At 71.2% G+C, this 22,791-nt stretch carries 20 protein-coding genes and 1 tRNA gene; 4 read left to right on the top strand and 17 right to left on the bottom strand.

Annotated features, from left to right (window positions below):
• Positions 1–41: 41 nt before the first annotated feature.
• Positions 42–608, bottom strand: a complete 567-nt coding sequence (locus tag AC4NN1_RS03690; RefSeq protein WP_491954565.1) for a LemA family protein — start codon at positions 606–608, stop codon at positions 42–44.
• A 112-nt stretch (positions 609–720) separates the two neighbouring features.
• On the opposite strand from AC4NN1_RS03690, the gene AC4NN1_RS03695 reads away from it, so the two are divergent.
• Positions 721–1,533: a hypothetical protein gene (locus tag AC4NN1_RS03695; protein ID WP_491954566.1), complete on the top strand. Its 813-nt coding sequence runs from the start codon at positions 721–723 to the stop codon at positions 1,531–1,533.
• Between the two features lie 5 nt (positions 1,534–1,538).
• On the opposite strand, the gene AC4NN1_RS03700 is transcribed toward AC4NN1_RS03695, so the two are convergent.
• From AC4NN1_RS03700 to AC4NN1_RS03740, 9 genes are all read right to left on the bottom strand, one after another.
• A tRNA-Leu gene (locus AC4NN1_RS03700) sits at positions 1,539–1,611 on the bottom strand.
• A gap of 80 nt (positions 1,612–1,691) precedes the next feature.
• On the bottom strand, positions 1,692–3,095 hold the full coding sequence (locus tag AC4NN1_RS03705; RefSeq protein WP_371129970.1) for an NAD(P)/FAD-dependent oxidoreductase: 1,404 nt from the start codon (positions 3,093–3,095) through the stop codon (positions 1,692–1,694).
• Positions 3,096–3,115: 20 nt separating this feature from the next.
• Positions 3,116–4,405 carry a S8 family serine peptidase gene (locus tag AC4NN1_RS03710; protein WP_363458568.1) on the bottom strand — a complete coding sequence of 430 codons (1,290 nt, stop codon included), beginning with the start codon at positions 4,403–4,405 and terminating at the stop codon, positions 3,116–3,118.
• Positions 4,402–4,872 (bottom strand): DUF501 domain-containing protein, encoded by a 471-nt coding sequence (locus AC4NN1_RS03715; protein ID WP_051090660.1) that lies wholly within the window; start codon positions 4,870–4,872, stop codon positions 4,402–4,404. The genes AC4NN1_RS03710 and AC4NN1_RS03715 overlap by 4 nt, the downstream gene beginning before the upstream one ends.
• 87 nt (positions 4,873–4,959) lie before the next feature.
• Positions 4,960–5,463, bottom strand: coding sequence for an FtsB family cell division protein (locus AC4NN1_RS03720; RefSeq protein WP_491954567.1), 504 nt, complete (start codon positions 5,461–5,463; stop codon positions 4,960–4,962).
• 42 nt (positions 5,464–5,505) lie between these two features.
• On the bottom strand, positions 5,506–6,786 hold the full coding sequence (gene eno, locus AC4NN1_RS03725; protein ID WP_018188344.1) for a phosphopyruvate hydratase: 1,281 nt from the start codon (positions 6,784–6,786) through the stop codon (positions 5,506–5,508).
• Positions 6,787–6,880: 94 nt separating this feature from the next.
• Positions 6,881–7,561 carry an O-methyltransferase gene (locus AC4NN1_RS03730; RefSeq protein WP_491954568.1) on the bottom strand — a complete coding sequence of 227 codons (681 nt, stop codon included), beginning with the start codon at positions 7,559–7,561 and terminating at the stop codon, positions 6,881–6,883.
• Between the two features lie 8 nt (positions 7,562–7,569).
• Entirely contained in the window at positions 7,570–8,577 is a 1,008-nt protein-coding gene (locus AC4NN1_RS03735) for a DUF1648 domain-containing protein (RefSeq protein WP_491954569.1), read from the bottom strand.
• Entirely contained in the window at positions 8,567–8,923 is a 357-nt protein-coding gene (locus tag AC4NN1_RS03740) for a GntR family transcriptional regulator (protein WP_018188347.1), read from the bottom strand. Before AC4NN1_RS03740 ends, AC4NN1_RS03735 begins: the two co-directional genes overlap by 11 nt.
• A 32-nt stretch (positions 8,924–8,955) precedes the next feature.
• Between AC4NN1_RS03740 and AC4NN1_RS03745 the strand changes: the two genes are divergently transcribed.
• Positions 8,956–10,236 carry an APC family permease gene (locus AC4NN1_RS03745; RefSeq protein ID WP_491954570.1) on the top strand — a complete coding sequence of 427 codons (1,281 nt, stop codon included), beginning with the start codon at positions 8,956–8,958 and terminating at the stop codon, positions 10,234–10,236.
• Here the strand turns inward: AC4NN1_RS03745 and AC4NN1_RS03750 are convergent.
• From AC4NN1_RS03750 to AC4NN1_RS03765, 4 genes are all read right to left on the bottom strand, one after another.
• On the bottom strand, positions 10,142–11,020 hold the full coding sequence (locus AC4NN1_RS03750; protein WP_336123930.1) for an SGNH/GDSL hydrolase family protein: 879 nt from the start codon (positions 11,018–11,020) through the stop codon (positions 10,142–10,144). The genes AC4NN1_RS03745 and AC4NN1_RS03750 overlap by 95 nt on opposite strands.
• 61 nt (positions 11,021–11,081) lie before the next feature.
• Positions 11,082–11,534: a YdeI/OmpD-associated family protein gene (locus AC4NN1_RS03755; protein ID WP_491954571.1), complete on the bottom strand. Its 453-nt coding sequence runs from the start codon at positions 11,532–11,534 to the stop codon at positions 11,082–11,084.
• A gap of 31 nt (positions 11,535–11,565) precedes the next feature.
• Positions 11,566–12,822: a histidine--tRNA ligase gene (locus AC4NN1_RS03760; RefSeq protein ID WP_491954866.1), complete on the bottom strand. Its 1,257-nt coding sequence runs from the start codon at positions 12,820–12,822 to the stop codon at positions 11,566–11,568.
• Positions 12,823–12,879: 57 nt separating this feature from the next.
• The gene (locus AC4NN1_RS03765; RefSeq protein WP_491954572.1) at positions 12,880–13,530 is read right to left on the bottom strand and encodes a nucleoside triphosphate pyrophosphohydrolase; all 651 of its coding nucleotides are present in this window, start codon (positions 13,528–13,530) and stop codon (positions 12,880–12,882) included.
• 65 nt (positions 13,531–13,595) lie between these two features.
• On the opposite strand from AC4NN1_RS03765, the gene AC4NN1_RS03770 reads away from it, so the two are divergent.
• Both AC4NN1_RS03770 and AC4NN1_RS03775 read left to right on the top strand, forming a co-directional pair.
• On the top strand, positions 13,596–15,023 hold the full coding sequence (locus tag AC4NN1_RS03770) for a basic amino acid/polyamine antiporter (RefSeq protein ID WP_491954573.1): 1,428 nt from the start codon (positions 13,596–13,598) through the stop codon (positions 15,021–15,023).
• Between the two features lie 72 nt (positions 15,024–15,095).
• Positions 15,096–17,768 (top strand): phosphoenolpyruvate carboxylase, encoded by a 2,673-nt coding sequence (locus AC4NN1_RS03775; RefSeq protein WP_491954574.1) that lies wholly within the window; start codon positions 15,096–15,098, stop codon positions 17,766–17,768.
• A 59-nt stretch (positions 17,769–17,827) separates the two neighbouring features.
• Here AC4NN1_RS03775 and mfd read toward each other — a convergent pair whose 3' ends face one another.
• From mfd to AC4NN1_RS03790, 3 genes are all read right to left on the bottom strand, one after another.
• Positions 17,828–21,415, bottom strand: coding sequence for a transcription-repair coupling factor (gene mfd, locus AC4NN1_RS03780; protein WP_491954575.1), 3,588 nt, complete (start codon positions 21,413–21,415; stop codon positions 17,828–17,830).
• Between the two features lie 53 nt (positions 21,416–21,468).
• The gene (pth, locus tag AC4NN1_RS03785) at positions 21,469–22,053 is read right to left on the bottom strand and encodes an aminoacyl-tRNA hydrolase (RefSeq protein ID WP_018188356.1); all 585 of its coding nucleotides are present in this window, start codon (positions 22,051–22,053) and stop codon (positions 21,469–21,471) included.
• Between the two features lie 66 nt (positions 22,054–22,119).
• Positions 22,120–22,743: a 50S ribosomal protein L25/general stress protein Ctc gene (locus AC4NN1_RS03790; protein ID WP_336123939.1), complete on the bottom strand. Its 624-nt coding sequence runs from the start codon at positions 22,741–22,743 to the stop codon at positions 22,120–22,122.
• Positions 22,744–22,791 lie beyond the last annotated feature (48 nt).

Genomic DNA, 22,791 nt, shown 5'->3' on the forward strand with positions numbered 1-22,791 from the left:
CCCGGCCATGCGGGACGGCGCGCCTCCGCCCGGCGTCGCAGTCAGAACTGGATCCTCGGCGGCTCGGCGATCGCCGCACCGTCGACGACCTCGAAGAACTCCCGCTCACCGAAACCGAGCCGGCGGGCGAAGAGGTTGTTGGGGAACACCTTGATCTTCGTGTTCAGTTCGCGGACGCCGCCGTTGTAGAAGCGGCGCGACGCCTGGATCTTGTCCTCGGTGTCGACGACCGCCTGCTGGAGCTGGAGGAAGTTCTGGCTCGCCTGCAGCTGCGGATAGGCCTCCGCGACGGCGAACAGCGACTTGAGCGCCTGCTGCATGTGGCCCTCGGCCACACCCGCATCCGCGGGCGTGGACGCCGTGAGCGTCTCGGCACGCGCATGCGTCACGTTCTCGAAGACGGCCTTCTCGTGAGCGGCGTAGCCCTTGACCGTCTCGATGAGGTTGGGCAGCAGGTCCGCACGGCGCTTGAGCTGCACCGTGATGTCACTCCACGCCTCATCCACCCTCACAGCCAGGGCGACGAGGGAGTTGTAGGTGGCCCACAGGTAGACGCCGACGATGACGAGGAGGGCGACGACGACGAGGACCGGGATGAGGTATTCCATGAATCTCCGATCGATAGCCTCATCATCCTAACGACGGGGACGTCTCCTGTGCGGACCGCGAGCGTCTGTTCCCAGGCGTTGCACACGGGATGCGGCTTGTAGGGTCGCAGGTGTGACGGGTCTGCAGACGCATCGCTCCCTCCGCCTCGCCCTCGTCGGGATCGTGGTGGCCATCGCGGCATCCGTCCTCTTCCAGATGGCACAGGACGGCTGGGTGCCGCTCCCCTCGATCAGCGCCTACTTCTACTCCCCCGCCCGAGGCGTGTTCGTCGGCGGCCTCACCGCTGCGGCCGTCGCGCTGCTGGCACTGTCGGGACGCGATGCGGAGTCGATCCTGCTCGACGTCGCCGCCGTCTTCGCCCCGCTCATCGCCATCGTCCCGACCGGCTATCGCGGGAGGGCGTTCGTGCCCGACGACGTCCTGCCGACCGTCCGCAACGGCGTAGGCGTCTACATCGTGATGGTCGCGGCTGTCGTCGTCCTGGGGACCGTGCTCGCCGCCCGGGGTGGGATCGCGCGGCGGCGGGTCGTGATCGTGGGGAGTATCGCGGTGGTCACCGCGGCCTCGCTGGGCGTCCTCGCGTTCACGCCCGGACTCTCCCGGGCCTTTCCCTTCGCTGGGGGCGTCAACCTGCACCTCGTCGCGACCGTCTGCTTCTTCGCGATGTTCGCCGCCGTTCCGCTCGTCACCGTGTTCGGCGGCGGAGAGCGCCCCTCATCCGTCTATCGGCGGGTGTACGCGGCGGTCGCGGTCGTCATGGTGGCGGCGCTCGTCCTGACGATCATCGCCGCGATCCGGCATCCCCAGACCGTCGGAGTGCTCATCGGCGAAGCGATCGCGCTCGGCGCCTTCGCCGTGTTCTGGACGACCCAGACCATCGAACGCTGGCGGGATGCCGATCCCCCCAGCATCCTGGCGGGATGAGACCGTACCCCCACTGGGACTCGAACCCAGACTGAAGCGATTTTAAGTCGCCTGCCTCTGCCATTGGGCTATGGGGGCCCGTGGCCAGGGTATCCCGGCCGCAACGAGAGCGACCCCCGGCCGGCAGGCGCCGGACGGGGGTCGTTCGAAGGGGTCGATCAGCTGGCGACCGTGCCGGTCTTCTCCGCGGCGACCGACTTCGGGTCGATCGGGGGTGTCTCGGGAGCCGCCGGGCGCGGACGCGACGCGAACCGCTCGAAGACCTCGCGCGGGTTCTGCAGCGTCTCGAGCGAGACGTTGTCGCGGCCGAGCCAGAAGTTCTGCCACCAGTCGCCGACGACGCGGAACTTGCGCTCGAAGGTGGGCATGGCCAGGCCGTGGTAGCCGCGGTGCGCGATCCAGGCGAAGAAGCCCTTGACCGCGATCTTGCCGGACTGGAACACGCCGTTGTAGAGACCGAGGCCGGCGACGGCGCCCAGGTTCTTGTGGAAGTACTCCTTGGGCTCCTCGCCCCGCAGCACGGCGACGACGTTCTTCGCGAGCAGCTTGCCCTGGCGGACGGCGTGCTGTGCGTTCGGGACGCAGAAGCCGCCCACACCGCCACCGCTCAGGTCGGGCACCGCAGCGACGTCGCCGGCCGCCCAGGCGCCCTCGACGAAGGCCTCGGGCGTTCCGACGCGGAGGTCGGCCCGCGTGTTGATGCGGCCGCGCTCCTCGACGGGGAGGTCGCTGCCGCGGACGACGGTCGGGTTCGCCATGACGCCAGCGGTCCAGATGATGACGTCGGTCGGGATGACCTGGCCGGTGGAGAGCTCGACGTTGCCGTCGACGGCGCCCTTCACCTGGGTGTCGAGGTGCACGTTCGCGCCGCGCTTGGCGAGGTCCTTCAGGACCCACTCGCTCGTCTTGAGCGACACCTCGGGCATGATGCGGCCCATGGCCTCGATGAGGTGGAAGTGGGTCTCCTCGAACGTGATGTTCGGGTAGTTCTTCAGCAGCGCACTGGCGAAGGCGCGCGTCTCGGCGAACACCTCGATGCCCGCGAAGCCGCCGCCGACGACGACGACCGTGAGCAGGCGGTCCCGCTCGGGGCCGGCCGGGAGGTTCGCGGCGCGGTCGAAGTTGGTGAGGATGCGGTCGCGGATCGCGACGGCCTCTTCGACGGTCTTCAGCCCGATGGCGTTCTCGGCGATGCCGGGGATCGGGAAGGTGCGGGAGACGGCGCCGGCGGTGACGACGATCTGGTCGTACTGCTCCTGCCAGGGCTCGCCGTCCTCGGGGGTGACCGTGGCGGTCTTGCTCGCGTGGTCGATGCCGGTGATCTTCGCCGTCACGACGCGCGTGCGCTTCAGGTGACGACGGAGGCCGACCACCACGTGGCGGGCTTCGATCTCGCCGGCCGCGACCTCGGGGAGGAACGGCTGGTAGGTCATGTACGGAAGCGGGTCGACGATCGTGACCTCGGCCTCACCCTTGCGGAGGTGCTTCTCGAGCTTCCACGCCGTGTAGAAACCGGCGTAGCCGCCTCCGACGACCAGGATCTTGGGCACAGTGGTAGTCACAGTCGGAAGAACTCCTTGATTCAACGGCTCGGCGGTCGCGGGGTGCGCGCCGATCGGATGCGCCGGGCAGCAGCGGTGACCCCGAGCACGACCAGTATAGTCCCCAGGCTGAGAACGACGAGCGGCACCGTACCGTAGCGCAGCGTGTCACTGCTCGGCAGTAAGGGCGACACGGCATCGCTGGGGGGCTCGGCGGCGGGAAGCGGCGCGACCTCATACGGCGTCGGCGTGGCGCTCGGCGCGGGAGAGGACTCGGCGCGACGGTACAGGCGGATCCAGTCGCGCAGGTCGTCCGCGGGGTTCGCCGAGACCGGGGGGACGGACGCCGTCACCGCTTTGGCGGCGTTGATGAGACCGTATCCGTACAGCGCACTGGGTACCTTCTTCACCCGGTCGGAGGGGGTCGCCGTCTTGATGAGCCTGTTGATGACGTTGCCCGCGCTCAGCTCGGGGTGGGCCGAGCGGACCAGCGCAGCGACACCTGCCACGATCGGAGCGGCGCCGCTCGTCCCGTCCCAGATGACGAGGTCGCCGTTGGCGGAGACGCCCAGCAGTTCCTCGCTGGGAGCGGAGATGCCGATCGTGATGCCCTGAGTGGATGCCGTGTTGCTGGCGCGACCCTCGCGATCGACACCGCCGACGGTGAGGACGCCCGGGATCGTCGCCGGGGCGCCGACCTCCTCGGTGCCGCTCTCGCGATTGCCCGCGGCGACCACCACGACCACGTCGTGGTCGAACGCGTAGAGGAAGGCGTCATCCCACGCGCGATCCCAGTCGAGGGTGTTCGTGGTGAAGGAGAGGTTGATCACGTCTGCGCCATGGTCGACCGCCCAGCGGATCGCTTCGGCGACCTGGTCGACGAAGGGCACGCTCGCGTTGTCTCCGAAGCCGATGGACAGCGACAGGAGGTCGGCCTCCGGCGCGACCCCCGTCATCCCCTTGTCGGGCGCGGTGCCGCGACCGGCCGCCAGGGACGCGACCCAGCTGCCGTGGTTGCGGTCCTCGTCACCGACGGGGGTGCGACCGTCGGCCGTGCCCACGCCTGAGAAGTCGGCCCCGCCGACGACGGCACCGTCGAGTTCCTTCGGGCCTCGTCCGATGCCGGTGTCGATGACGGCGATCGTCGTCCCGGCGCCCTTGGTCGTCTTCCAGGCGTCGGCGATGCCGTACTCCTTCAGCCAGTACTCCATGTTCCGCACCGGGTCTATCGGGGCGGGCGACGGGGACGGCGTCGGTGCGGGCGCGGCGGCGGTCAGGAGGATGGACACTCCCACGACCGCGGCGGCGAGGGCGGCGCGGGCTCCCCTCATCCGGTCGTCCTCGGCGTCGCGCAGGTGCAGCGCTCGGGCGACCAGGTGCCGCGGGCGAGGGCGAGATCGCCGATCGGGTTGACCCCGGGCCCGGCGGCGAGCGAATGGGCCGCGAGTGCGTGGAGGCACTTGACGCGGGTGGGCATGCCTCCCGCCGACACACCGGAGATCTCCTCGACGGAGCCGTGGACCTCCCGATCGGCGAGGTACGCGACGTGCGCGGCCATGTACGCGGCTGCGAGATCTTCGTCCGCGGCGAGGTCGTCGTTGAGCTCGCGCATGACCTGCGTGGCCTCCAGCGCCGACATGGCCGCCGTCGCCCCCGGGTGGGTGAGGTAGTAGAAGGTGGGGAACGGCGTGCCGTCGGGGAGCCGCGGCTCGGTAGCCACCACCGTCGGGTTGCCGCAGACGCAGCGCGCCGCGATGCCGATGACACCGCGCATGGGCCGGCCGAGCTGTTCACGCATGGTGTCGTGGTCGGCAGCGGAGGCGGGCGTGAGCGTCGGATGGGGCACCGCTCAAGGGTACCCGGCGTCGCGCGCGGGGGCTGGGCGTCAGCCCGGGGCGACGGTCTTGGCCAGGCCCGCCTCGGTCACCGACCGCAGGAACTGGGTCATCCAGTCGTGCCGGGTCTCCTGCACACTCCCGCTGACGGGGCGCTGCTCGGGCTGGATCGTGTCCGAGGGCAGATCGTCCGCCACGAGGTAGACGACCTCGCCGGGGCGCCGGTAGTACAGCCGCTCGCGCGCCTGCGCGACGATGTACGCCTCGTCACGCCAGCGCTCGCGTTCCGTCTTCAGCTGCGCGATCTCGTCCTGCGTCGCCTTCACGTCGTGCGTCAGCGCGGCGATCTGCTGCCGCTGATCGACGTAGGTGCCGATCGTCGGCACGAGCACGAAGGCCGCCAGGACGACGAGGCCGAGCATGATCCCCATGAACCCCGACATCCGGATGCCGCCGACCCAGTCCCGGACGTCCACGCGACGCGTCGCGGAGCCCCCGTCGCGGAAGCGCCGACCGCGGGAGACACGGGAAGGGGGAGCCGATGGCGTGTCCATGGCTCCCCCTTCTCGTGGATGTCGGTGCAGTGCGCTCGCGGGTCAGGCGGTGAAGCGCGGGAACGCGGCGGCGCCGATGAACTCCGCTGCCTCGCCCAGGTCTTCCTCGATGCGCAGAAGCTGATTGTACTTCGCGACGCGCTCGCTCCGAGCGGGCGCGCCCGACTTGATCTGACCCGAGTTCACCGCGACGGCGAGGTCGGCGATGGTGGTGTCCTCGGTCTCGCCGGAGCGGTGCGAGAGCATCGTGGTGTAACCGGCGCGGTGCGCGACATCGATCGCGTCGAGCGTCTCGCTGAGCGTGCCGATCTGGTTCACCTTGACCAGGAGCGAGTTGGCCGCTCCCCGCTTGATGCCGTCGGACAGACGCTGCGGGTTGGTGACGAACAGGTCGTCGCCGACGAGCTGCACCTTCTTGCCGAGGCGCTCGGTGAGAGCGGTCCAGTTGTCCCAGTCGTCCTCGGCCAGCGCGTCCTCGATCGTGACGATCGGGAACGAGTCGACGAGGTCGGCGTAGTAGTCGACGAGCTGCTCGGCGGACCAGTCCTTGTTCTCGAGGCGGTAGACGCCGTCGTTGAAGAACTCGGTGGCGGCGACGTCGAGGCCGAGGGCGATCTCGCGCCCGGGGGTGAAGCCGGCCTTCTCGATCGCCTTGACGAGGAAGTCGAGGCCCTCGCGGTTGCTGGGGAGATCGGGTGCGAAGCCGCCCTCGTCGCCCAGGCCCGTGGCGTAGCCGGCGGCCTGCAGTTCCTTCTTCAGGACCTGGTAGACCTCGGCGCCCCAGCGGAGCGACTCGGAGAAGCTCTCGGCGCCGATGGGGGCGAGGAAGAACTCCTGCATGTCGATGCCGTTGTCGGCGTGCTCGCCGCCGTTGATGACGTTGAACAGCGGCACGGGCAGGACGCGCGCGTTGGGTCCGCCGAGGTAGCGGTAGAGCGGGAGGTCGGCGCTGTCGGCGGCGGCCTTGGCCACGGCGAGCGAGACGCCGAGGATGGCGTTCGCACCGGTGCGCGACTTGTTCTCGGTGCCGTCGGTCGCGATGAGGATCTCGTCGACGATGCGCTGCTCGCTGGCCTCGACGCCCTCGATGGCGGGTCCCAGCTCGTCGATGACGGCGTTCACGGCCTTGAGGACGCCCTTGCCGCCGTAGCGGCTCTTGTCGCCGTCGCGGAGTTCGTACGCCTCGAAGGCGCCGGTGGACGCGCCGGAGGGGACGGCTGCGCGCTGGACGATGCCGTCGTCGAGCAGAACCTCCACCTCGACGGTCGGGTTGCCGCGCGAATCCAGGATCTCGCGTGCGCCTACTGCCTCGATCAATGCCACGGGGGTTTCTCCTTGCTTGTGGAGGATGGAACGGGAGCGTCGTCGGTCCGTCATCGAGTCTAGTGAGGCGAGGGATGCCGCACAGGACCGCGCGTCACACGAGGAGCGCGATGGCCACGCCGTCCCAGCCCTTGCGGTCGAGGGTCTGGAGCGCCGTCGCCTCGAACCGCGGATCGTCGCGGAGCATCTCGAGTCCCGCCCGGACGCCGTCGACCTGAGCCCCGGCATCCGTCTCGACGACATGACCGGAACGCACGACGTTGTCGACGACGACCACCGTCCCGGGGCGACCGAGCCGCGCGGCCCAGTCGAGGTACAGCGCGTTGGATTCCTTGTCGGCGTCGATGAAGACGAGGTCGAAGGGTTCGTCGCCGGCGAGGGTCGGGAGGACGTCCGCACCGCGCCCTTCACGCACCTCGACCCGGTCGGCGACACCGGCGCGAGCCAGGTTGCGGCGCGCGACCTCCGCGTTGTGCGGCTCGGCCTCGATCGTCACGACGCGCCCACCCTCGGGCAGAGCGCGAGCGAGCCAGATCGTGGAGTACGCGCCGAGGGTTCCGACCTCGAGGACGCGCCGGGCACCGGCGATCCGCGCCAGCAGGTGCAGGAGCTTCCCCGTGAGGGGCGCCACCTCGATCTCCGGCATCCCCTCGTCGGCCAGGGACGCGATCGAGGCGGACAGCGCCTCGTCGGGGGCGACCAGGGTGCCCGTCAGGTACGCGTCGACGTCGCTCCACCGCTCGGCGGTGGGGTCGTGGGGAGAGGGATGCGCCATGCCGCCACTCAATCGCCCCGCCGCCCGGCCGTCAATGCGGCGTAGGCGTTCAGCAGGCCCGCGGCGGTGGCCGCGTCGTCGACGGTGACCGTGAGCGTCTGCCCGTCGCGGCGATGCACGCGGACGCCCTCACCCGTCCGGAGGACGACGCCGCGGCCCTGCGCCGACCGGCGGATGCCCCACCCGCCGAACTCGCCCATGGGAGACACCTGGACGACCTCGGCCGACACGACGTCGTCGATCGGGACGTGGACGCGGGGCCATCCGGCGGCCGACACCGCGGTGAGACCTTCGGGGTCGACGCGCACGTGGTAGCGGAGCGTCACGGCGAACAGGACCGCGAGCACGATGACGACGCCGAGCGAGATCCACGACGCCGCGGGGTCCGCCAGGAGCACGACGGGCACCGCCGCGGCGACCCCGATGACGGTGACGACCGAGAGCACGACGACTCCCGCGCGGGCCAGCGAGACGCCCTGCAGCCAGACCACCCGCTCCCCCGGTCGGACGTCCACCTCGGCGGAGGTGCCGCCCGGGGTGGGGCGCCACGGTGCGTGGGGTTGGATCGCCCACCCCACGGCGCCGGCGGCGAGCGCGGCGATCATGACGCCGGGCAGCAGGAGCGGGGGCAGCACCGCGGCGGCATCCGCTCGTCCCGTCTGGCTGCCGAGGGTCGCCGCCCCCAGCCCCGCCACGAGCACCGCGATGAAGACCGCCACGGCGCCGAGCAGCCGGTACGAGGAACCGTGATCGCCCCGACGGAGACCACCGACGCCTAGGGCGAAGACCGCCACAGGGATCGCGCCTCCGATGAGAGCGGTGACGAGGGGCATCAGCCAGGACGGCGAGAAGCCGTTGGCCCGCCCGGTCCACCCCCAGTGGGTGGCGATGGTCGGCGGGACCTGCGGCAGCAGGACGAGTTGCACGGCGATCGAGGCGACGACGACGACGACCGGGATCACGAGAGCGACGAGGGTGAACCGGCGGCGGACGACGGTCGGGCGGTCAGTGGTCACGAGCAGCCTCCTTGACGAGGGCGGACAGGGTGTCGGGCGAAACGCCGAGGGATCGTGCGCGGTCGACCAGAGCGGTGATCTCCGCCCCGAGGCCGGCGAGGGCCGCACCGGCAGGGGTCACGACGGCGCCCCTGCCGCGGCGGAGGTCGACGAGCCCTTCGTCGCGGAGATCCTGGTAGGCGTGAAGCACGGTGTGGAGGTTCACCCGGAGCGCGTCGGCCACTTCGCGTGCGGCCGGGAGCCGCTCGCCGTCACTCAACCGGCCGGCGGTGATGTCGGCGCGGAGGGCATCGGCGATCTGCGCGAACAGCGGCACCGAGCTCTGGGGGTCGACACGGATCAACATGCACTAATTATAGCGCAACTATAACTATCAAGATGTTCTCCTCGGTTCGGTACGCTCACGCCGTGTCCTCCCCCGCCCTCGCTCGTCGTCTCGGGCTCGCCGACGCCGTGGTCATCGGTCTCGGCGCGATGATCGGCGCCGGGGTCTTCGCCGCGTTCGTCCCTGCGGCGCAGGCGGCCGGGACGGGACTCCTCGTCGGGCTCGGGATCGCCGCACTCGTCGCCTTCGGCAACGCCACCTCGACGGCGCAGCTCGCGGCGGTGCATCCGACATCCGGCGGCGTCTACGCCTACGGGCGCGCGGAACTCGGACCCTGGTGGGGCTTCATCGCCGGGTGGGGCTTCGTGATCGGGAAGACCGCCAGCTGCGCGGCGATGGCCCTGACGTTCGCCGCCTATGTCGCTCCCGCCGGGTGGGAACGCCCCGTCGCCGCGGGGGCGGCCCTCGCCCTCGGCGCGGTGAACCTCTTCGGCATCACCCGCACCGCTCAGGTGGCACGCATCCTCGTGACCATCGTTCTGCTGGTGCTCGGCGTCGTCGCCGTCGCCGGGCTCGCCTCGCCGCCTGCGCAGACCGCGGCGGCGGGCTCGGGGTGGTTAGCCTCGGGGCCGCTCGGCATCCTCCAGGCGGCCGGGCTCCTGTTCTTCGCCTTCGCGGGGTACGCCCGCATCGCGACCCTCGGCGAGGAGGTCCGCGACCCCGCGAGGACGATCCCGCGGGCGATTGTCCTCGCCTTCTCCGGCGCGCTGGTCGTGTACGCCGTGATCGGCGTCGCCGCCCTGCGCGTCCTCGGTCCGGACGGCCTCGCCGCCGCGAGCGCACCCCTCGTCGACGTCGTCCGTGCCGCAGGGTGGGACGCCGCCGCCCCGATCGTCCGCATCGGCGCGGCCGCGGCATCCCTCGGCGCCCTGCTCGCCCTCATCGCCGGGACCGGACGGACCTCGTTCGCGATGGCCCGGGAGGGCGACCTACCGCGGTTGCTCGCGGCGGTCGACCCACGGTGGCACGTGCCGCGGAACGCCGAGATCGCCGTCGTCGCGGTGGTCGTGGTCATCGTCCTGCTCGGCGACGTCCGCGGGGCGATCGGTTTCTCGTCGTTCGGCGTCCTGACGTATTACCTCGTCGCGAACATCGCGGCCTTCCGCCAGCGGGGCGGAGCGCGGCACTACCCGCGCATCCTGCAGGTCCTGGGCGGCGCCGGATGCGTCGCGCTCGTGGTCACCCTGCCATGGCCGTCTGTCCCCGTCGGGATCGCCGTGCTGGTGGTGGGACTGGGATATCGGATGCTGCGTCTTCGACGCCGGGCTGCCTGAGGGCGTCCCTCACGACCGGGACGAGCGCCTCCGCCGTCCGGCGATATCCGAGGGCGCTCGGGTGGAAGCGATCCAGGCTGAACATGCCGTCGGGGTCGATGCGGAAGAAGGGTCCGACGGCCCGTCGCAGGGACACGACCCCCGCCCCCTCCGCGCGGGCACGGTCTGCCTGCGCCGCAGCGAGCTGCTGCGACGCGCGCGACCCGATCGTCCGCAGCGGCTGCGGCACGGCACGGAGCGCGCCGAGGTCGGGGCAGGTTCCCACGACCACCGCCGCGCCCGTCCTCCGGATGCGGCGGACGGCATCGGCGAGGTGTCCGGTCGCCACCGGCACCGGCACGCGGTGCGTGACGTCGTTGCCGCCCACGACGATCACGGCGACGTCGGCGCGGTAGTCCTTGGGGAGCGAGGCGAGCTGCCCGGCGAGGTCGGCCGATTCGGCGCCGACCACGGCGGCCGTCCGCAGTCGGACGGGACGGTCGAGCTCGCCGGCGAGGCCCTTCGCGAGTCGGCCGCCGAGCGTCTCCTTGCGGTGCTGGGCGCCGAGCCCGGCAGCGATGGAGTCGCCGAGGAGCAGGAGGTCGACCGGCTCACCGCCCAGGCCCGGCCGCCACACGCGGTCGGCCTCGGGCGGAGCGTCGCCGAGCGGCTTGCCGATGCGCCGCCGGGCGATCGCGGCTTGCCGCGCCAAGCCGGCACGGGCGCCCAGCAGCAGTGCGCCGGCGACCCCTCCGGCGGAGGCGATCAGGGTGAGTCGGGCCGGAACCCGCGTCGATCGTGGCACCCGCTGAGCACACACCCCGACGGTGAACGTCGCACGACGTCCCGGTGACGAGTCGGGGACGTCAGGCGCTTCCCGGCGAGCGCAGCGTGTCCACGGCGCCGGCGATCCGCTTCTCGCGGGTCTCCGCCTTCTTCGCCTCGACGACGGAGCGCACCATCTCCTTCCGGCGCGACGGCGCCAGGGCCTCGAAGGCGGCGCGGACCTGCGGCTCGGCATCCAGGGCGCGTTCCAGGTCCTCCGGGACCTCGACGGCACGATCCTCGCCGTCGAGGTCGATCTGCGCATCGACCTCGTCGCCGATCTCGACGCCGAGCTCGGCGCGCGCGGCCTTCGACATGCCGATGAGGTTGCGCCCGCCCATGACGCTCAGCCGCAGGCGTGCACGTCGCCCCCCGATCGTGACGACGACCGCGGCGCGCTTGCCGCCGCCGAGGTCCTCGACCTGCGCGTCGGTCAGTTCGATCGCGGTCGCGGGCCCGTTCTTCGGCAGCACCGTGCGGACGTGGAGGGTCATGGCCGCACGCTAGCAGCGCGGACCCGCCGTGTCACCCGAGGGGACGCGTCTCGAGCGCCGACGATTCGGCGCCGGCCGATACGGTCGCGAACGATGTGTAGCCGTCGGCCGCGGAGCGCTCCAGCAGACCCTTGAGGTTCTTCGTGCGCTGCTCGAGGCGCACGCGGGCCCCCTGTGAGACGAAGAAGGCCTTGTGGGTCGCCAGTTCCGCGAGCGGGACGTCGCGGTCGGCGATGAGGACGACGGCAGCGGATGCCGCATCCTCGGCCGCTCCCACGAGATCGACGATCCGCTCGAAGCCGATCGAGAACCCGACGGCGGGCACGTCCTGCCCGAGGAACCGACCGATCATGCCGTCGTAGCGACCACCGCCGCCGAGCGAGTACGACACCGACGGGTGCGCGAGCTCGTAGATCGTGCCGGTGTAGTAGCCCATGCCGCGCACGAGGAACGGGTCGAAGCGCAACGGCACGTCCGTCTCGCCGCGGGCGGCGGCGACGGCCTCGCCGATGCCGACCAGGTGCGCGACCACGTCATCGGGGACCCCGGCGGGCAGCGCCTTGCGGATCTGCGCCTCGCCGAACGGGAGGTACTCGCGAGTCTGCGGGCGGGTCAGGAACGCCTCCAGCGCGGCGACGGCGGGCTCGTCCGCCCCCCGACCGCGGAGCTCGGCGACGACGCCGTCGGCGCCGACCTTGTCGAGCTTGTCGATCGTGATGAGGACGCCCGCGCGGTCGGCATCGGCGAACCCGAAGACCGCGAGCATCGCGTCGAGCGCGCGACGGTCGTTGATCCGGATCGTGCCGCCCTCGAGGCCGAGCGCATCGAGGACGTCCAGGCTCGCGGTGAGGAGCTCCACCTCGGCGCGCGGCGTCGCGTCGCCGATGATGTCGATGTCGCACTGCACGAACTGGCGGTAGCGACCCTTCTGGGGACGCTCCGCACGCCAGACGGGCGCGATCTGGATCGCGCGGAACACCGACGGGAGCTGAGCCCGGTTGGTCGCGTAGAAGCGCGCGAGCGGCACGGTCAGGTCGTAGCGCAGACCGAGGTCGGACAGGGCCGCCGGGTCGCCCGCGGCATCCCGGATCGCGTCGGCGTCGAGACCGCGGCGGAGGACGTTGAACGCGAGCTTCTCGTTGTCGCCGCCGATCCCCGCGTGCAGACGCTCGTAGTCCTCGACGACGGGCGTCTCGATCTCGTCGAACCCGTGGGCGCGGTAGCGGTCACGGATGACGGCCAGGACGCGCTCGCGGCGGGCTTTGTCGGCGGGGAGGAAGTCGCGCATACCGCGCGGCGGGTTCACGGAGGGCACGGGTCCATTCTTCCAGACCGCGACGAGACGTCAGGAGGACTCGGCCGCGCGCACCTCGTCGGAGAGGGCGCGCAAGCGCTGCCGCAGGGCGCGCTCGGCATCCCATCCCTCCGAACGGGCGAAAGCCACGAGGGCGAGGAGCGCGTCACCGAGCTCGGCTTCGCTCGCGAGGGCCGCCGGGGCCGGGGCGGGGACCACGTCCACCTGCGCCGCCTTCCCCAGCATCTTCTGGGCGAGCGCGAGCGACGGCATGTGCGTCGACACCCCGTCGAGCACGCTCGTGCGCGTCTTCTTCTGGGCGGCCTTCGCGGCGTTCCAGTGGACGAGGACCTCCTCGGGCGTGGTGGCGATCGCGTCGCCGAACACGTGCGGGTGCCGGCGGATCATCTTCTCGGCGAGCGCGTCCGCGACGTCGTCGATGCCGAAGGGGTCGCTCTCATCCCGGGACGCGATCTCGGCGTGGAAGAGCACCTGCCAGAGAAGGTCGCCGAGCTCCTCCTTCAGGTCGCCACGCGTCCCCGTCTCGACGGCATCGACGAGCTCGGCGGCTTCCTCCTGCAGGTACGGGACGAGGTCGTCGTGGCCGATCCGCTGCGTCCAGACGCATCGGTCGCGGACGGCGTGCATCGTCTCGGCGGCCCGGCGGAGAGCGTCGCTCGAGGCGGGAAGGGGGTGCGACATGACCGCAACGATACGAGGGATGCCGGGCCGCGGCATCCGTGCACCGCCCGACGTACCCTGGTCCGATGACTTCTCCCGTCTCCACGGTGCCTGCGGCCGGCGGGACCCGCGTCTCGATGTTCACGCTCTCCACGTTCGTCGTGGGATCGATGATCGGCGCCGGGGTCTTCTCGCTCCCCTCGACCTTCGCCGAGTCGACCGGTGTCGCCGGCGCGCTCATCTCTTGGGCGATCGCGGGAAGCGGGATGCTGATGCTCGCCCTCGTCTTCCACCGGTTGGCGCTCCGCCGTCCCGACCTCGACGCCGGGATCTTCAGCTACGCGAAGGCCGGTTTCGGCAACTACCTCGGCTTCTTCGCGGCGTTCGGTTACTGGGCGAGTGCATGCGTCGGCAACGTCTTCTACTGGGTGTTCATCACCTCCACCCTCGGCGGCGTCTTCCCCGCCCTCGGCGAGGGCAACACGGTCCTCGCCGTGGCGGTCTCCTCGGTCGGCATCTGGCTGTTCTTCCTGCTCATCCGCCGCGGTGTACGGCAGGCGGCCTCGCTCAACCGCATCGTGACGGTCGCGAAGGTCCTGCCGATCGTCGTCTTCGTCGTGCTCTGCCTGACGGTGTTCGACCCCGCCGTCTTCGCCGCGAACTGGGGCGGCGGCGACATGACCGGTCTCGGCGAGCAGATCCGGGCGACGATGCTCGTCACGGTGTTCGTCTTCATCGGCATCGAGGGCGCGAGCGTCAACTCCCGCCACGCCCGCCGTCGCAGCGACGTCGGGCGGGCGACCGTCCTCGGGTTCCTGAGCGTCCTCGCCGTCTTCGCCTCCGTGACGATCGTGTCGTACGGCATCCTGCCCCGCAGCGATCTCGCCCGGCTGCGGCAACCTTCGATGGGTGGCGTGCTCGAGCAGGCGGTCGGCGGCTGGGGCGCGGTCTTCGTCGCCGTGGCGCTCATCGTCGCCGTGCTCGGCGCCTACCTCGCATGGACGCTGATGGCCGCCGAGGTCCTCCTGTCGGCGGCGCAGGCCGGCGACCTGCCGGCCTTCCTGCGCCGGACGAACCGGAACGACACGCCCATCGGCGCGCTGACCCTCTCGACCGTGCTCGCGCAGGTGATGCTCGTCGTCGTCCTATTCGCGCAGAACGCGTTCGACGCCGCGCTCGAGCTCACCAGCGCGCTCGTCCTCATCCCGTTCTTCCTCTCGGCGGCCTACGGGCTGAAGCTCGCGATCCAGGACGGTGCGTCCCGCCGTGCGGGCGAACTCATCGTCTCCGCCGCCGCGACGCTCTACACGGCCTACCTGCTCTGGGCGGCCGGGCTCACCTACCTGCTGCTGTGCCTCGTCATCATCGTGCCGGGCACCGTCCTGTACGTGATCGGGCGTCGCGAGCAGAAGGCCCGCGTCTTCACCCCCGTCGAGCTCGGGCTGTTCCTCCTCGCCGCGGCCGGAGCGGTGATCGCCGTCATCCTCATCGCCACCGGGGCGATATCGATCTGATCCGACCGCGGGTCGGCGTCGTGCGCCGTCATGGTGTCAGGAAGCCCCGAGAACCCCCGCTAGCGTGAGACGGTGCACGAACTCACGAACACCGAAGCGATCGACCTCGTCGGACGGTACGAGGCCGAGCAGAAGATCCCCGAACAGATGCGCGCCGACGTGCGCGTCCTCGGCTCGCTCCTGGGCCGCGTGCTCCGTGAGAGCGGCTCGCCGGGCCTGTTCGAGGATGTCGAGCGCCTGCGCATCGCCACGATCCAGGCCTACACCGACGACACCCCCGAGGCGTTCGCGCGGGCGGCCGCCATCGCCGACTCGTACACGCTCGAGCGGGCGGAGGAGGTCGCGCGGGCCTTCACCTGCTACTTCCACCTCGTGAACCTCGCCGAGGAGCACCAGCGCGTCCGCATCCTCCGCGAACGCGGCGGCCGCGTCGAGGAGAAGGACGCGAGCGACTCGATCACCGCCGCCTACCGGAGCCTCGCCGAGGAGATCGGTGAGGATGCCGCCCGCGAGCGCCTCCAGGGTCTTCGCTTTCACCCGGTCTTCACGGCGCACCCGACCGAGGCCCGTCGCCGCGCGGTCTCCTCCAGCATCCGGCGTCTCGCCGAGCTCCTCGCCGACCGCGACACGACCGACGCCGACAGCGCTGACCGCCGCCGCGCGGAGCGTCGCATGCTCGAAGAGGTCGACACGCTGTGGCGGACCGCGCCGCTGCGCTCCGAGAAGCCGTCGCCGACCGACGAGGTCCGTTCGGTCATGGGCGTCTTCGACGAGACCCTCTACACCGCGATCCCGCACGTGTACCGCCGCGTCGACGACGCGCTGCAGGGCGAGGATGCCGGGGCCCGCCCGCCCCTCGTCCGCCCGTTCGTGCGCATCGGCTCGTGGGTCGGCGGCGACCGCGACGGCAACCCGTTCGTGACGGCGAAGACGACCCGCAAGGCCGCCGCCATCGCGAGCGAGCACGTGCTGCTGGGGCTCGAGCGGACGGCGGGCCGCGTCGGACGCACCCTGACCCTGGACGCGACGTCGACCCCGCCGACGGCCGCCGTCCGGGCGCTGTGGCAGAGGCTCAAGGACGCCGATGAAGACGCCGCGGCCGAGATCGCCAAGCGCTCCCCCAACGAGCCGTACCGCCGCATCCTGCTGCTGCTCGCCCGCAAGATCGCGGCGACCCGCACCCGGAACGCCGACCTCGCCTACGCCGACCCGGAGCACCTGCTCGCGGACCTGCGCACGGTGCAGGACGCGCTCGTCCAGGCCGGCGCGCCCCGCCAGGCCTACGGCCACCTGCAGCAGCTGATCTGGCAGGTCGAGACCTTCGGCTTCCACCTGGCCGAGATCGAGGTGCGTCAGCACTCCGCCGTGCACGCGAAGGTCCTCGCCGAGCTCGAGCAGGGCGGGTCCGACCGGTCGGAGCTGGCCGAAGAGGTGCTCGAGGTCTTCCGCACGATCGCGTTCCTGCAGGAGCGCTACGGCCCCCGCGCCGCGGGACGCTACATCGTCTCCTTCACCCGCTCGGCCGACGACCTCGCCGCCGTGCACACGCTCGCGCGGCACGCCGTCGGCCCCGACGGCACTCCCCCGGTGCTCGACGTGATCCCGCTGTTCGAGACGTTCGCGGACCTGCAGGCGGCCCCCGGCATCCTGGCGGAGATCGTGGAGCACCCGCAGTTCGTGTCGCGCCTCACGGCGACGGGACGGCGCCTCGAGGTCATGCTCGGGTACTCCGACTCGTCGAAGGACGTGGGGCCGGTCGCCGCGAACCTCGCGCTGTACGAGGCTCAGGCCGAGATCTCGGCGTGGGCGGTCGCACAGGGCATCGAGCTCACCCTCTTCCACGGTCGCGGTGGTGCCCTCGGGCGCGGTGGCGGCCCCGCGAACTCCGCGATCCTGGCGCAGCCGCCGCACTCCGTCGACGGCCGGTTCAAGCTGACCGAGCAGGGCGAGGTCATCTTCGCCCGCTACGGCGACCGCTCGATCGCGATGCGCCACATCGACCAGGTCGCCGGGGCGATGCTCATGGCGTCGGCACCGTCGATCGAGGAGCGCAACCGGTCGGCCGCCGAACGGTACGCCGACGTGGCCCGGATCATGGACGCGGCATCCCGTGAACGGTTCTTCTCACTCGTCAAGGCGCCCGGCTTCGCGCCGTGGTTCGCCCAGGTCACGCCGATGGAGGAGATCGGGCTGCTCGCGCTCGGGTCCCGGCCCGCGCGCCGCGGCCTGTCGGTCGAGTCCCTCGAGGACCTCCGCGCCATCCCGTGGGTGTTCGCATGGACGCAGGCGCGCATCAACCTCGCCGGCTGGTTCGGCCTCGGCACGGCGCTCGACGCCGTCGGCGACGAGGATGCGCTCCGCGAGGCGTACGAGCAGTGGCCGCTGTTCCGCACCCTCATCGACAACGTCGCCATGAGCCTCGCCAAGACCGACGACCGCATCGCGCGGCACTACCTCGAGCTCGGTGACCGCGACGACCTCGCGGCGCTCGTGCGCGACGAGATGGCCCTCACGCGCGCCTGGGTCGTGAAGCTCACCGGCGGGACCGAACTGCTCTCCAACCGTCCGGTCCTCGGCCGCGCGGTGAAGATGCGGAGCCCGTACGTCGACGCCCTGTCCCTCCTGCAGCTGCGGGCGCTCCGCGGCCTGCGCGACGCGGCGGGCGGCGAGGTCGACCCCGATCTGCAGCGTCTGCTGCTGCTCTCGGTATCGGGGGTCGCCGCCGGCCTGCAGAACACCGGCTGACCCCCCCTGCGATCGACGAACGCCCCGCTCCGACACGTCGTCGGGCGGGGCCTCTCGTTTCAGGCCGTGGTGTCGTCGGCCGGCAGCGGGAAGATCTGGTCGAGCAGCGTGCTCGTCCAGGCGACGAGGTTGGCATCGGGCAGAGCCTCTCCCCCGGCGGTCGGCAGCGGCACGACCATGGCCTCGCCGCCCGAGACGACCTTCGACTTCGGGTGCAGGCGCTGCAGGCGCACACGGATCGAGTCCGCGAGGTGCGCCGGCGCGATCCGGAGGTTCGGTCCCATCGCCACGACGTCGGACAGCCCCGACTGCGCGGCACGGCGACGCAGTCGTGCGATCGCGATCAGGCCGTCGACCTCTGCGGGCGGCGTACCGTAGCGGTCGCGGAGCTCCTCGAGGACGAGGTCGATCGCGTCGGCTCCCGCCGTGACGGATGCCGCCGCGGACAGCTTCTGGTAGGCCTCCAGACGCAGCCGCTCACTGTCGATGTACGACTCGGGGATGCGCGCCTGGACGGGCAGCTCGAGGCGCAGCTCGGTGGGGCCCTCGGTGTCCTCGCCGCGGAAGGTCGCGACCGCCTCTCCGATCATGCGGAGGTAGAGGTCGAATCCGACGCCGGCGATGTGGCCGGCCTGTTCCGCCCCGAGCAGGTTTCCCGCGCCGCGGATCTCGAGGTCTTTGAGTGCCACCTGCATGCCGGAGCCGAGGTCGTTGTTGACGGCGATCGTCTCCAGTCGGTCGGCGGCGGTCTCGCTCAACGGCTTGTTCTCGTCGTACAGGAAGTACGCGTAGGCACGCTCGCGGGCACGACCGACGCGGCCGCGCAGCTGGTGCAGCTGGGAGAGGCCGTACTTGTCGGCGCGGTCAATGATCATCGTGTTGGCATTGGCGATGTCGAGACCGGTCTCGATGATCGTGGTCGAGACGAGCACGTCCGCCCGGCGCTCCCAGAAGTCGTCGACGACCTGCTCGAGCGCGTGCTCGCCCATCTGACCGTGGGCGACGGCGATGCGCGCCTCGGGCACGAGCTCCGCCAGCTGCGCGGCCACCCGCTGGATCGAGGAGACCCGGTTGTGCACGAAGAACACCTGTCCCTCGCGCAGCAGCTCGCGTCGGATCGCTGCGGCGATCTGCTTGTCGCTGCGAGGCCCCACGTAGGTGAGGATCGGATGCCGCTCCTCCGGCGGCGTCGCCAGCGTCGACATCTCGCGGATGCCGGTGACCGCCATCTCGAGCGTGCGCGGGATCGGGGTCGCGCTCATCGCGAGGATGTCGACGTTGGTCTTGAGCTTCTTGAGGGAGTCCTTGTGCTCGACGCCGAAGCGCTGCTCCTCGTCGATGATCATGAGGCCGAGGTCTTTGAAGGCGACCTTCTCGGTGAGGATGCGGTGCGTCCCGATGACCATGTCGATCGTGCCGTCGGCGAGCCCGGCGAGGGTGTCCTTGGCCTCCTTCGCCGTCTGGAACCGCGAGAGCGGACGCACCTTGACGGGGAATCCGGCGAAGCGCTCGGAGAACGTCTCGAGGTGCTGCTTGGCGAGGAGTGTCGTCGGCACCAGCATCGCGACCTGCTTGCCCTCCTGGATCGCCTTGAAGGCGGCGCGGACGGCGACCTCGGTCTTGCCGAAGCCGACGTCGCCCGAGAGCAGGCGGTCCATCGGGATCGGCTTCTCCATGTCGGCCTTGATCTCGTCGATCGTCTGGAGCTGATCCGGCGTCTCGGCGAACGGGAAGGCCTCCTCGAGCTCGCGCTGCCAGGGCGTGTCGGGACCGAACGCGTAGCCCTTCGACGACATCCGCGCCGAGTAGAGCTTGACGAGCTCGACGGCGATGTCGCGGACGGCCTTGCGGGCCTTGCCCTTGGCCGCAGCCCAATCCGACCCGCCCATCTTCGAGAGCTGCGGCGCCTCGCCGCCGACGTACCGCGAGAGCAGGTCGAGCTGATCGGTGGGGACGTAGAGCTTGTCGCCGGGGTGCCCGCGCTTGGAGGGCGCGTACTCGAGGACGAGGTACTCGCGCTTGCTCTTCACGGCGTTCCGCCCGCCCGACGACACCTCGCGCTGGACGAGTTCGACGAACCGGCCGATGCCGTGGGTGGAGTGGACGACGTGGTCGCCCGGCGTCAGCTGGAGCGGGTCGACGACGTTGCGCCGACGCGAGGCGAGCTTCTTCACGACGCGGTTGTCGCCGCCGATCGTCCGACCGTAGAAGTCGCTCTCGGTGAACACGGCCAGCTTCGCGTCGGCGAAGAGGAACCCGGCCTCGAGCGTCGCGACGGTCGACACGGCGATCCCCGCGTCGGGGACCTCGGTGATCGCCTCGGCGGTCCGCGCCGCGAGACCGCGCTCGGACAGGACGTCGCGCGAACGGTCGACGAGCCCCGCACCCGAGGCGGCGACGACGACGCGCCAGCCGGCACCGAGGAGGTTGCCGATGTGCTCGCTCGCCCCCTCGACGTTGCCCTGGAACGACGGGACGGCGGTCGCGGGGATCCGGACCGCGGCATCCGCACGTTCGACGAGGCCTTCGTCGGCCGCATCCGCCGCACCGGAGTCGAAGGTGCTGAGGCTCCACCAGACGCCGCCGCGGGCCGATGCCGCCTCGCGCAGCTCGGGCAGGGTCAGGAAGTCCCCCGCTCCGAGGTCGACAGGGCTGTCGGCTCCCGCCGTCGCGGCGCTCCAGGCGGCCTCGAGGAACTCGCGGTTCGTCTCGGAGAGGGTCATCGCGCGGGTCACGGCACGCTCGGGGTCGACGACCGCGACGGCGGCACCCTCGGGGAGGTAGTCCACGAGCGGCAGGACGGCGTCGGCGACGGCGGGCAGGAGCGATTCCATGCCCTCGACGGGGATGCCCTCGCTCATCTTCTCGAGCATGGTGCCGAGCCCCGGCATCCGATCCCGAAGGCCCGCAGCCCGCTGGCGCACGGCGTCGGTGAGGAGGAGTTCGCGACTCGGGAGCAGGGTCACGTCGCGCACGTCACCCGGCAGCGAGCGCTGGTCGGCGACGGAGAACGCACGGATCTGATCGATCTCGTCGCCGAAGAAGTCGACGCGGTACGGGTGATCGGCGACAGGGGGGAAGACGTCGAGGATGCCGCCACGCACGGCGAACTCGCCGCGGCGCGAGACCATGTCGACCCGGTGGTAGGCGAGGTCGACGAGGCGGTGGACGATGTCGTCGAGCTCGAGGCCGCGCGAGCCGAGCTCGAGACGGACGACACCGGCATCCGTCAGTCCCGCCGCGATCGGCTGCAGCGCGCCGCGGACGGATGCCGTGACCACGAGGGGCGTGCGGCCGTCCCAGTCCGCCGCCTCTCGGAGGACGCTGAGGCGCCGGCCGACCGTCTCGGCGCTGGGGCTCAACCGCTCGTGCGGCAGCGTCTCCCATGCGGGCAGGTGCCGGACGGCGGCGTCGGGGAGGAGGCACTGCACGGCGGCGCCGATGCTCTCGGCGCGGCGCCCGGTGGGTGCCACGAGGAGCAGCACGGGAGGCCGACCCGACGCCACGCGGCGTTCGAGCAGCGCGGCCAGGAGCGGGGCATCGAGGCCCGTCACCGCCGAGAAGTCGACATCCGAGTCGGCGCCGTCGAGGGCCTCCCGGAAGCTGTCAGCCTGTTCGAGGGCGCGCACGATCCCGGGAATTGTCACCGGGGAAGTCTACGCGGCGCATCGGACATCGGATCCGCCGCGGTCGAGGCGCCTCAGGCGCGCGGTGCGTGGTGCCGCTGCTGCGCGGCGAGCAGGCCTTCGTCGACGAGTTGCTCGACGGCATCCGCCGCATCCCCGATGGCGATGGGGAGGTTGGGCCGCTCGACGGCACCGAACGGGTCGAGCACCCAGTCCGCCGGATCCTGACGTCCGGGCGGGCGACCGATGCCGACGCGGACGCGCGGGAAGTCGGGGGTGCCGAGCGCCTTCGCGACGTCCCGGACGCCGTTGTGGCCGCCGTGCCCGCCGCCGACCTTGAGCTTGAGCGAGTCGAACGGGATGTCGAGCTCGTCGTGGACGACGACGACGCGCTCCGGCGGCACGGAGTAGAACGCCGCGAGCGCCGAGACCGGGCCGCCCGAGACGTTCATGAACGAGTTCGGTTTGGCCAGCACGAGCTTCGCCGCCCCCGGACGCAGCCATGTCTCCGCCACCCGCGCGTTCGCCTTGTGCGACCGCAGGGACTCGGAGCGTCGCCGCGCGAGCTCGTCGATCACCATCTGCCCGACGTTGTGACGGGTCGCCTCGTAGCGGGGTCCCGGGTTGCCGAGTCCCACGATCAGCCAGGTGTCGGCCATGGAGAGTCCTTCCGACGACGAAGCCCGTCGCAGCGGATGCGGCGACGGGCTTCGAACGGTGATGTCTTACTCGGCGGATTCCTCGGCGGGAGCCTCGTCGGACGCCTCGGCGTCCTCGGAGCCCTCGGCCTCGTCCTCGACCGGAGCCGGCGGCAGGGCGACACCGACGATGAGCGTCTCGGGGTCGGTCACCAGAACCGCGCCACGGGGCAGCGTCAGGTCGGCGGCGGTGATGTGCGCACCGTCCTCGAGGCCCTCGACCGAGACCTCGACGTTCTGCGGGATGTGGGTGGCCTCGACCTCGAGCGTCACCGTGGTGTTCTCGAGGTTCGCGATGGTGCCGGGGAACGGCTCGCCGGTCACCGAGACGGGGATGTCGACCTCGATCTTCTCGCCCTTCTTCACGACGAGGAGGTCGATGTGCTCGATGATCTGGTGCACGGGGTCCTTCTGGACGTCCTTGACCAGCGTGAGCTGCTGCTTGCCGTCGATCTCGAGCTCGAGCAGCGCGTTGGCGCGGCGGATGAGCAGCGCGACCTGGTGGCCGGGCAGCGCGACGTGGACGGGGTCCGTGCCGTGGCCGTAGATGACGGCGGGGATCTTGCCTGCAGCGCGCAGACGACGGGCGAAGCCCTTGCCGAACTGCTCGCGCAGCTCAGCGACGACCTTGGTGTCGGTCTCGGTCACCATGAGTGTTCTCCTTGCGGGCCTTCTCGGCCCAGTCGATCGGGGCCGGTA

Source organism: Microbacterium sp. MDV22-iso44 (assembly GCF_058629135.1).

What these genes read in the sequence shown, in the direction of transcription:
- AC4NN1_RS03765 (WP_491954572.1), bottom strand. Translation starts at nt 13,530, where the DNA reads ATGTCGCACCCCCTTCCCGCCTCGAGCGACGCTCTCCGCCGGGCCGCC.
- AC4NN1_RS03710 (WP_363458568.1), bottom strand. Translation starts at nt 4,405, where the DNA reads ATGAGGGGAGCCCGCGCCGCCCTCGCCGCCGCGGTCGTGGGAGTGTCC.
- AC4NN1_RS03745 (WP_491954570.1), top strand. Translation starts at nt 8,956, where the DNA reads ATGTTCTCCTCGGTTCGGTACGCTCACGCCGTGTCCTCCCCCGCCCTC.
- AC4NN1_RS03740 (WP_018188347.1), bottom strand. Translation starts at nt 8,923, where the DNA reads ATGTTGATCCGTGTCGACCCCCAGAGCTCGGTGCCGCTGTTCGCGCAG.
- AC4NN1_RS03730 (WP_491954568.1), bottom strand. Translation starts at nt 7,561, where the DNA reads ATGGCGCATCCCTCTCCCCACGACCCCACCGCCGAGCGGTGGAGCGAC.
- AC4NN1_RS03715 (WP_051090660.1), bottom strand. Translation starts at nt 4,872, where the DNA reads ATGCGTGAACAGCTCGGCCGGCCCATGCGCGGTGTCATCGGCATCGCG.
- AC4NN1_RS03760 (WP_491954866.1), bottom strand. Translation starts at nt 12,822, where the DNA reads ATGCGCGACTTCCTCCCCGCCGACAAAGCCCGCCGCGAGCGCGTCCTG.
- AC4NN1_RS03690 (WP_491954565.1), bottom strand. Translation starts at nt 608, where the DNA reads ATGGAATACCTCATCCCGGTCCTCGTCGTCGTCGCCCTCCTCGTCATC.
- pth (WP_018188356.1), bottom strand. Translation starts at nt 22,053, where the DNA reads ATGGCCGACACCTGGCTGATCGTGGGACTCGGCAACCCGGGACCCCGC.
- AC4NN1_RS03770 (WP_491954573.1), top strand. Translation starts at nt 13,596, where the DNA reads ATGACTTCTCCCGTCTCCACGGTGCCTGCGGCCGGCGGGACCCGCGTC.
- AC4NN1_RS03720 (WP_491954567.1), bottom strand. Translation starts at nt 5,463, where the DNA reads ATGGACACGCCATCGGCTCCCCCTTCCCGTGTCTCCCGCGGTCGGCGC.
- AC4NN1_RS03755 (WP_491954571.1), bottom strand. Translation starts at nt 11,534, where the DNA reads ATGACCCTCCACGTCCGCACGGTGCTGCCGAAGAACGGGCCCGCGACC.
- AC4NN1_RS03790 (WP_336123939.1), bottom strand. Translation starts at nt 22,743, where the DNA reads ATGGTGACCGAGACCGACACCAAGGTCGTCGCTGAGCTGCGCGAGCAG.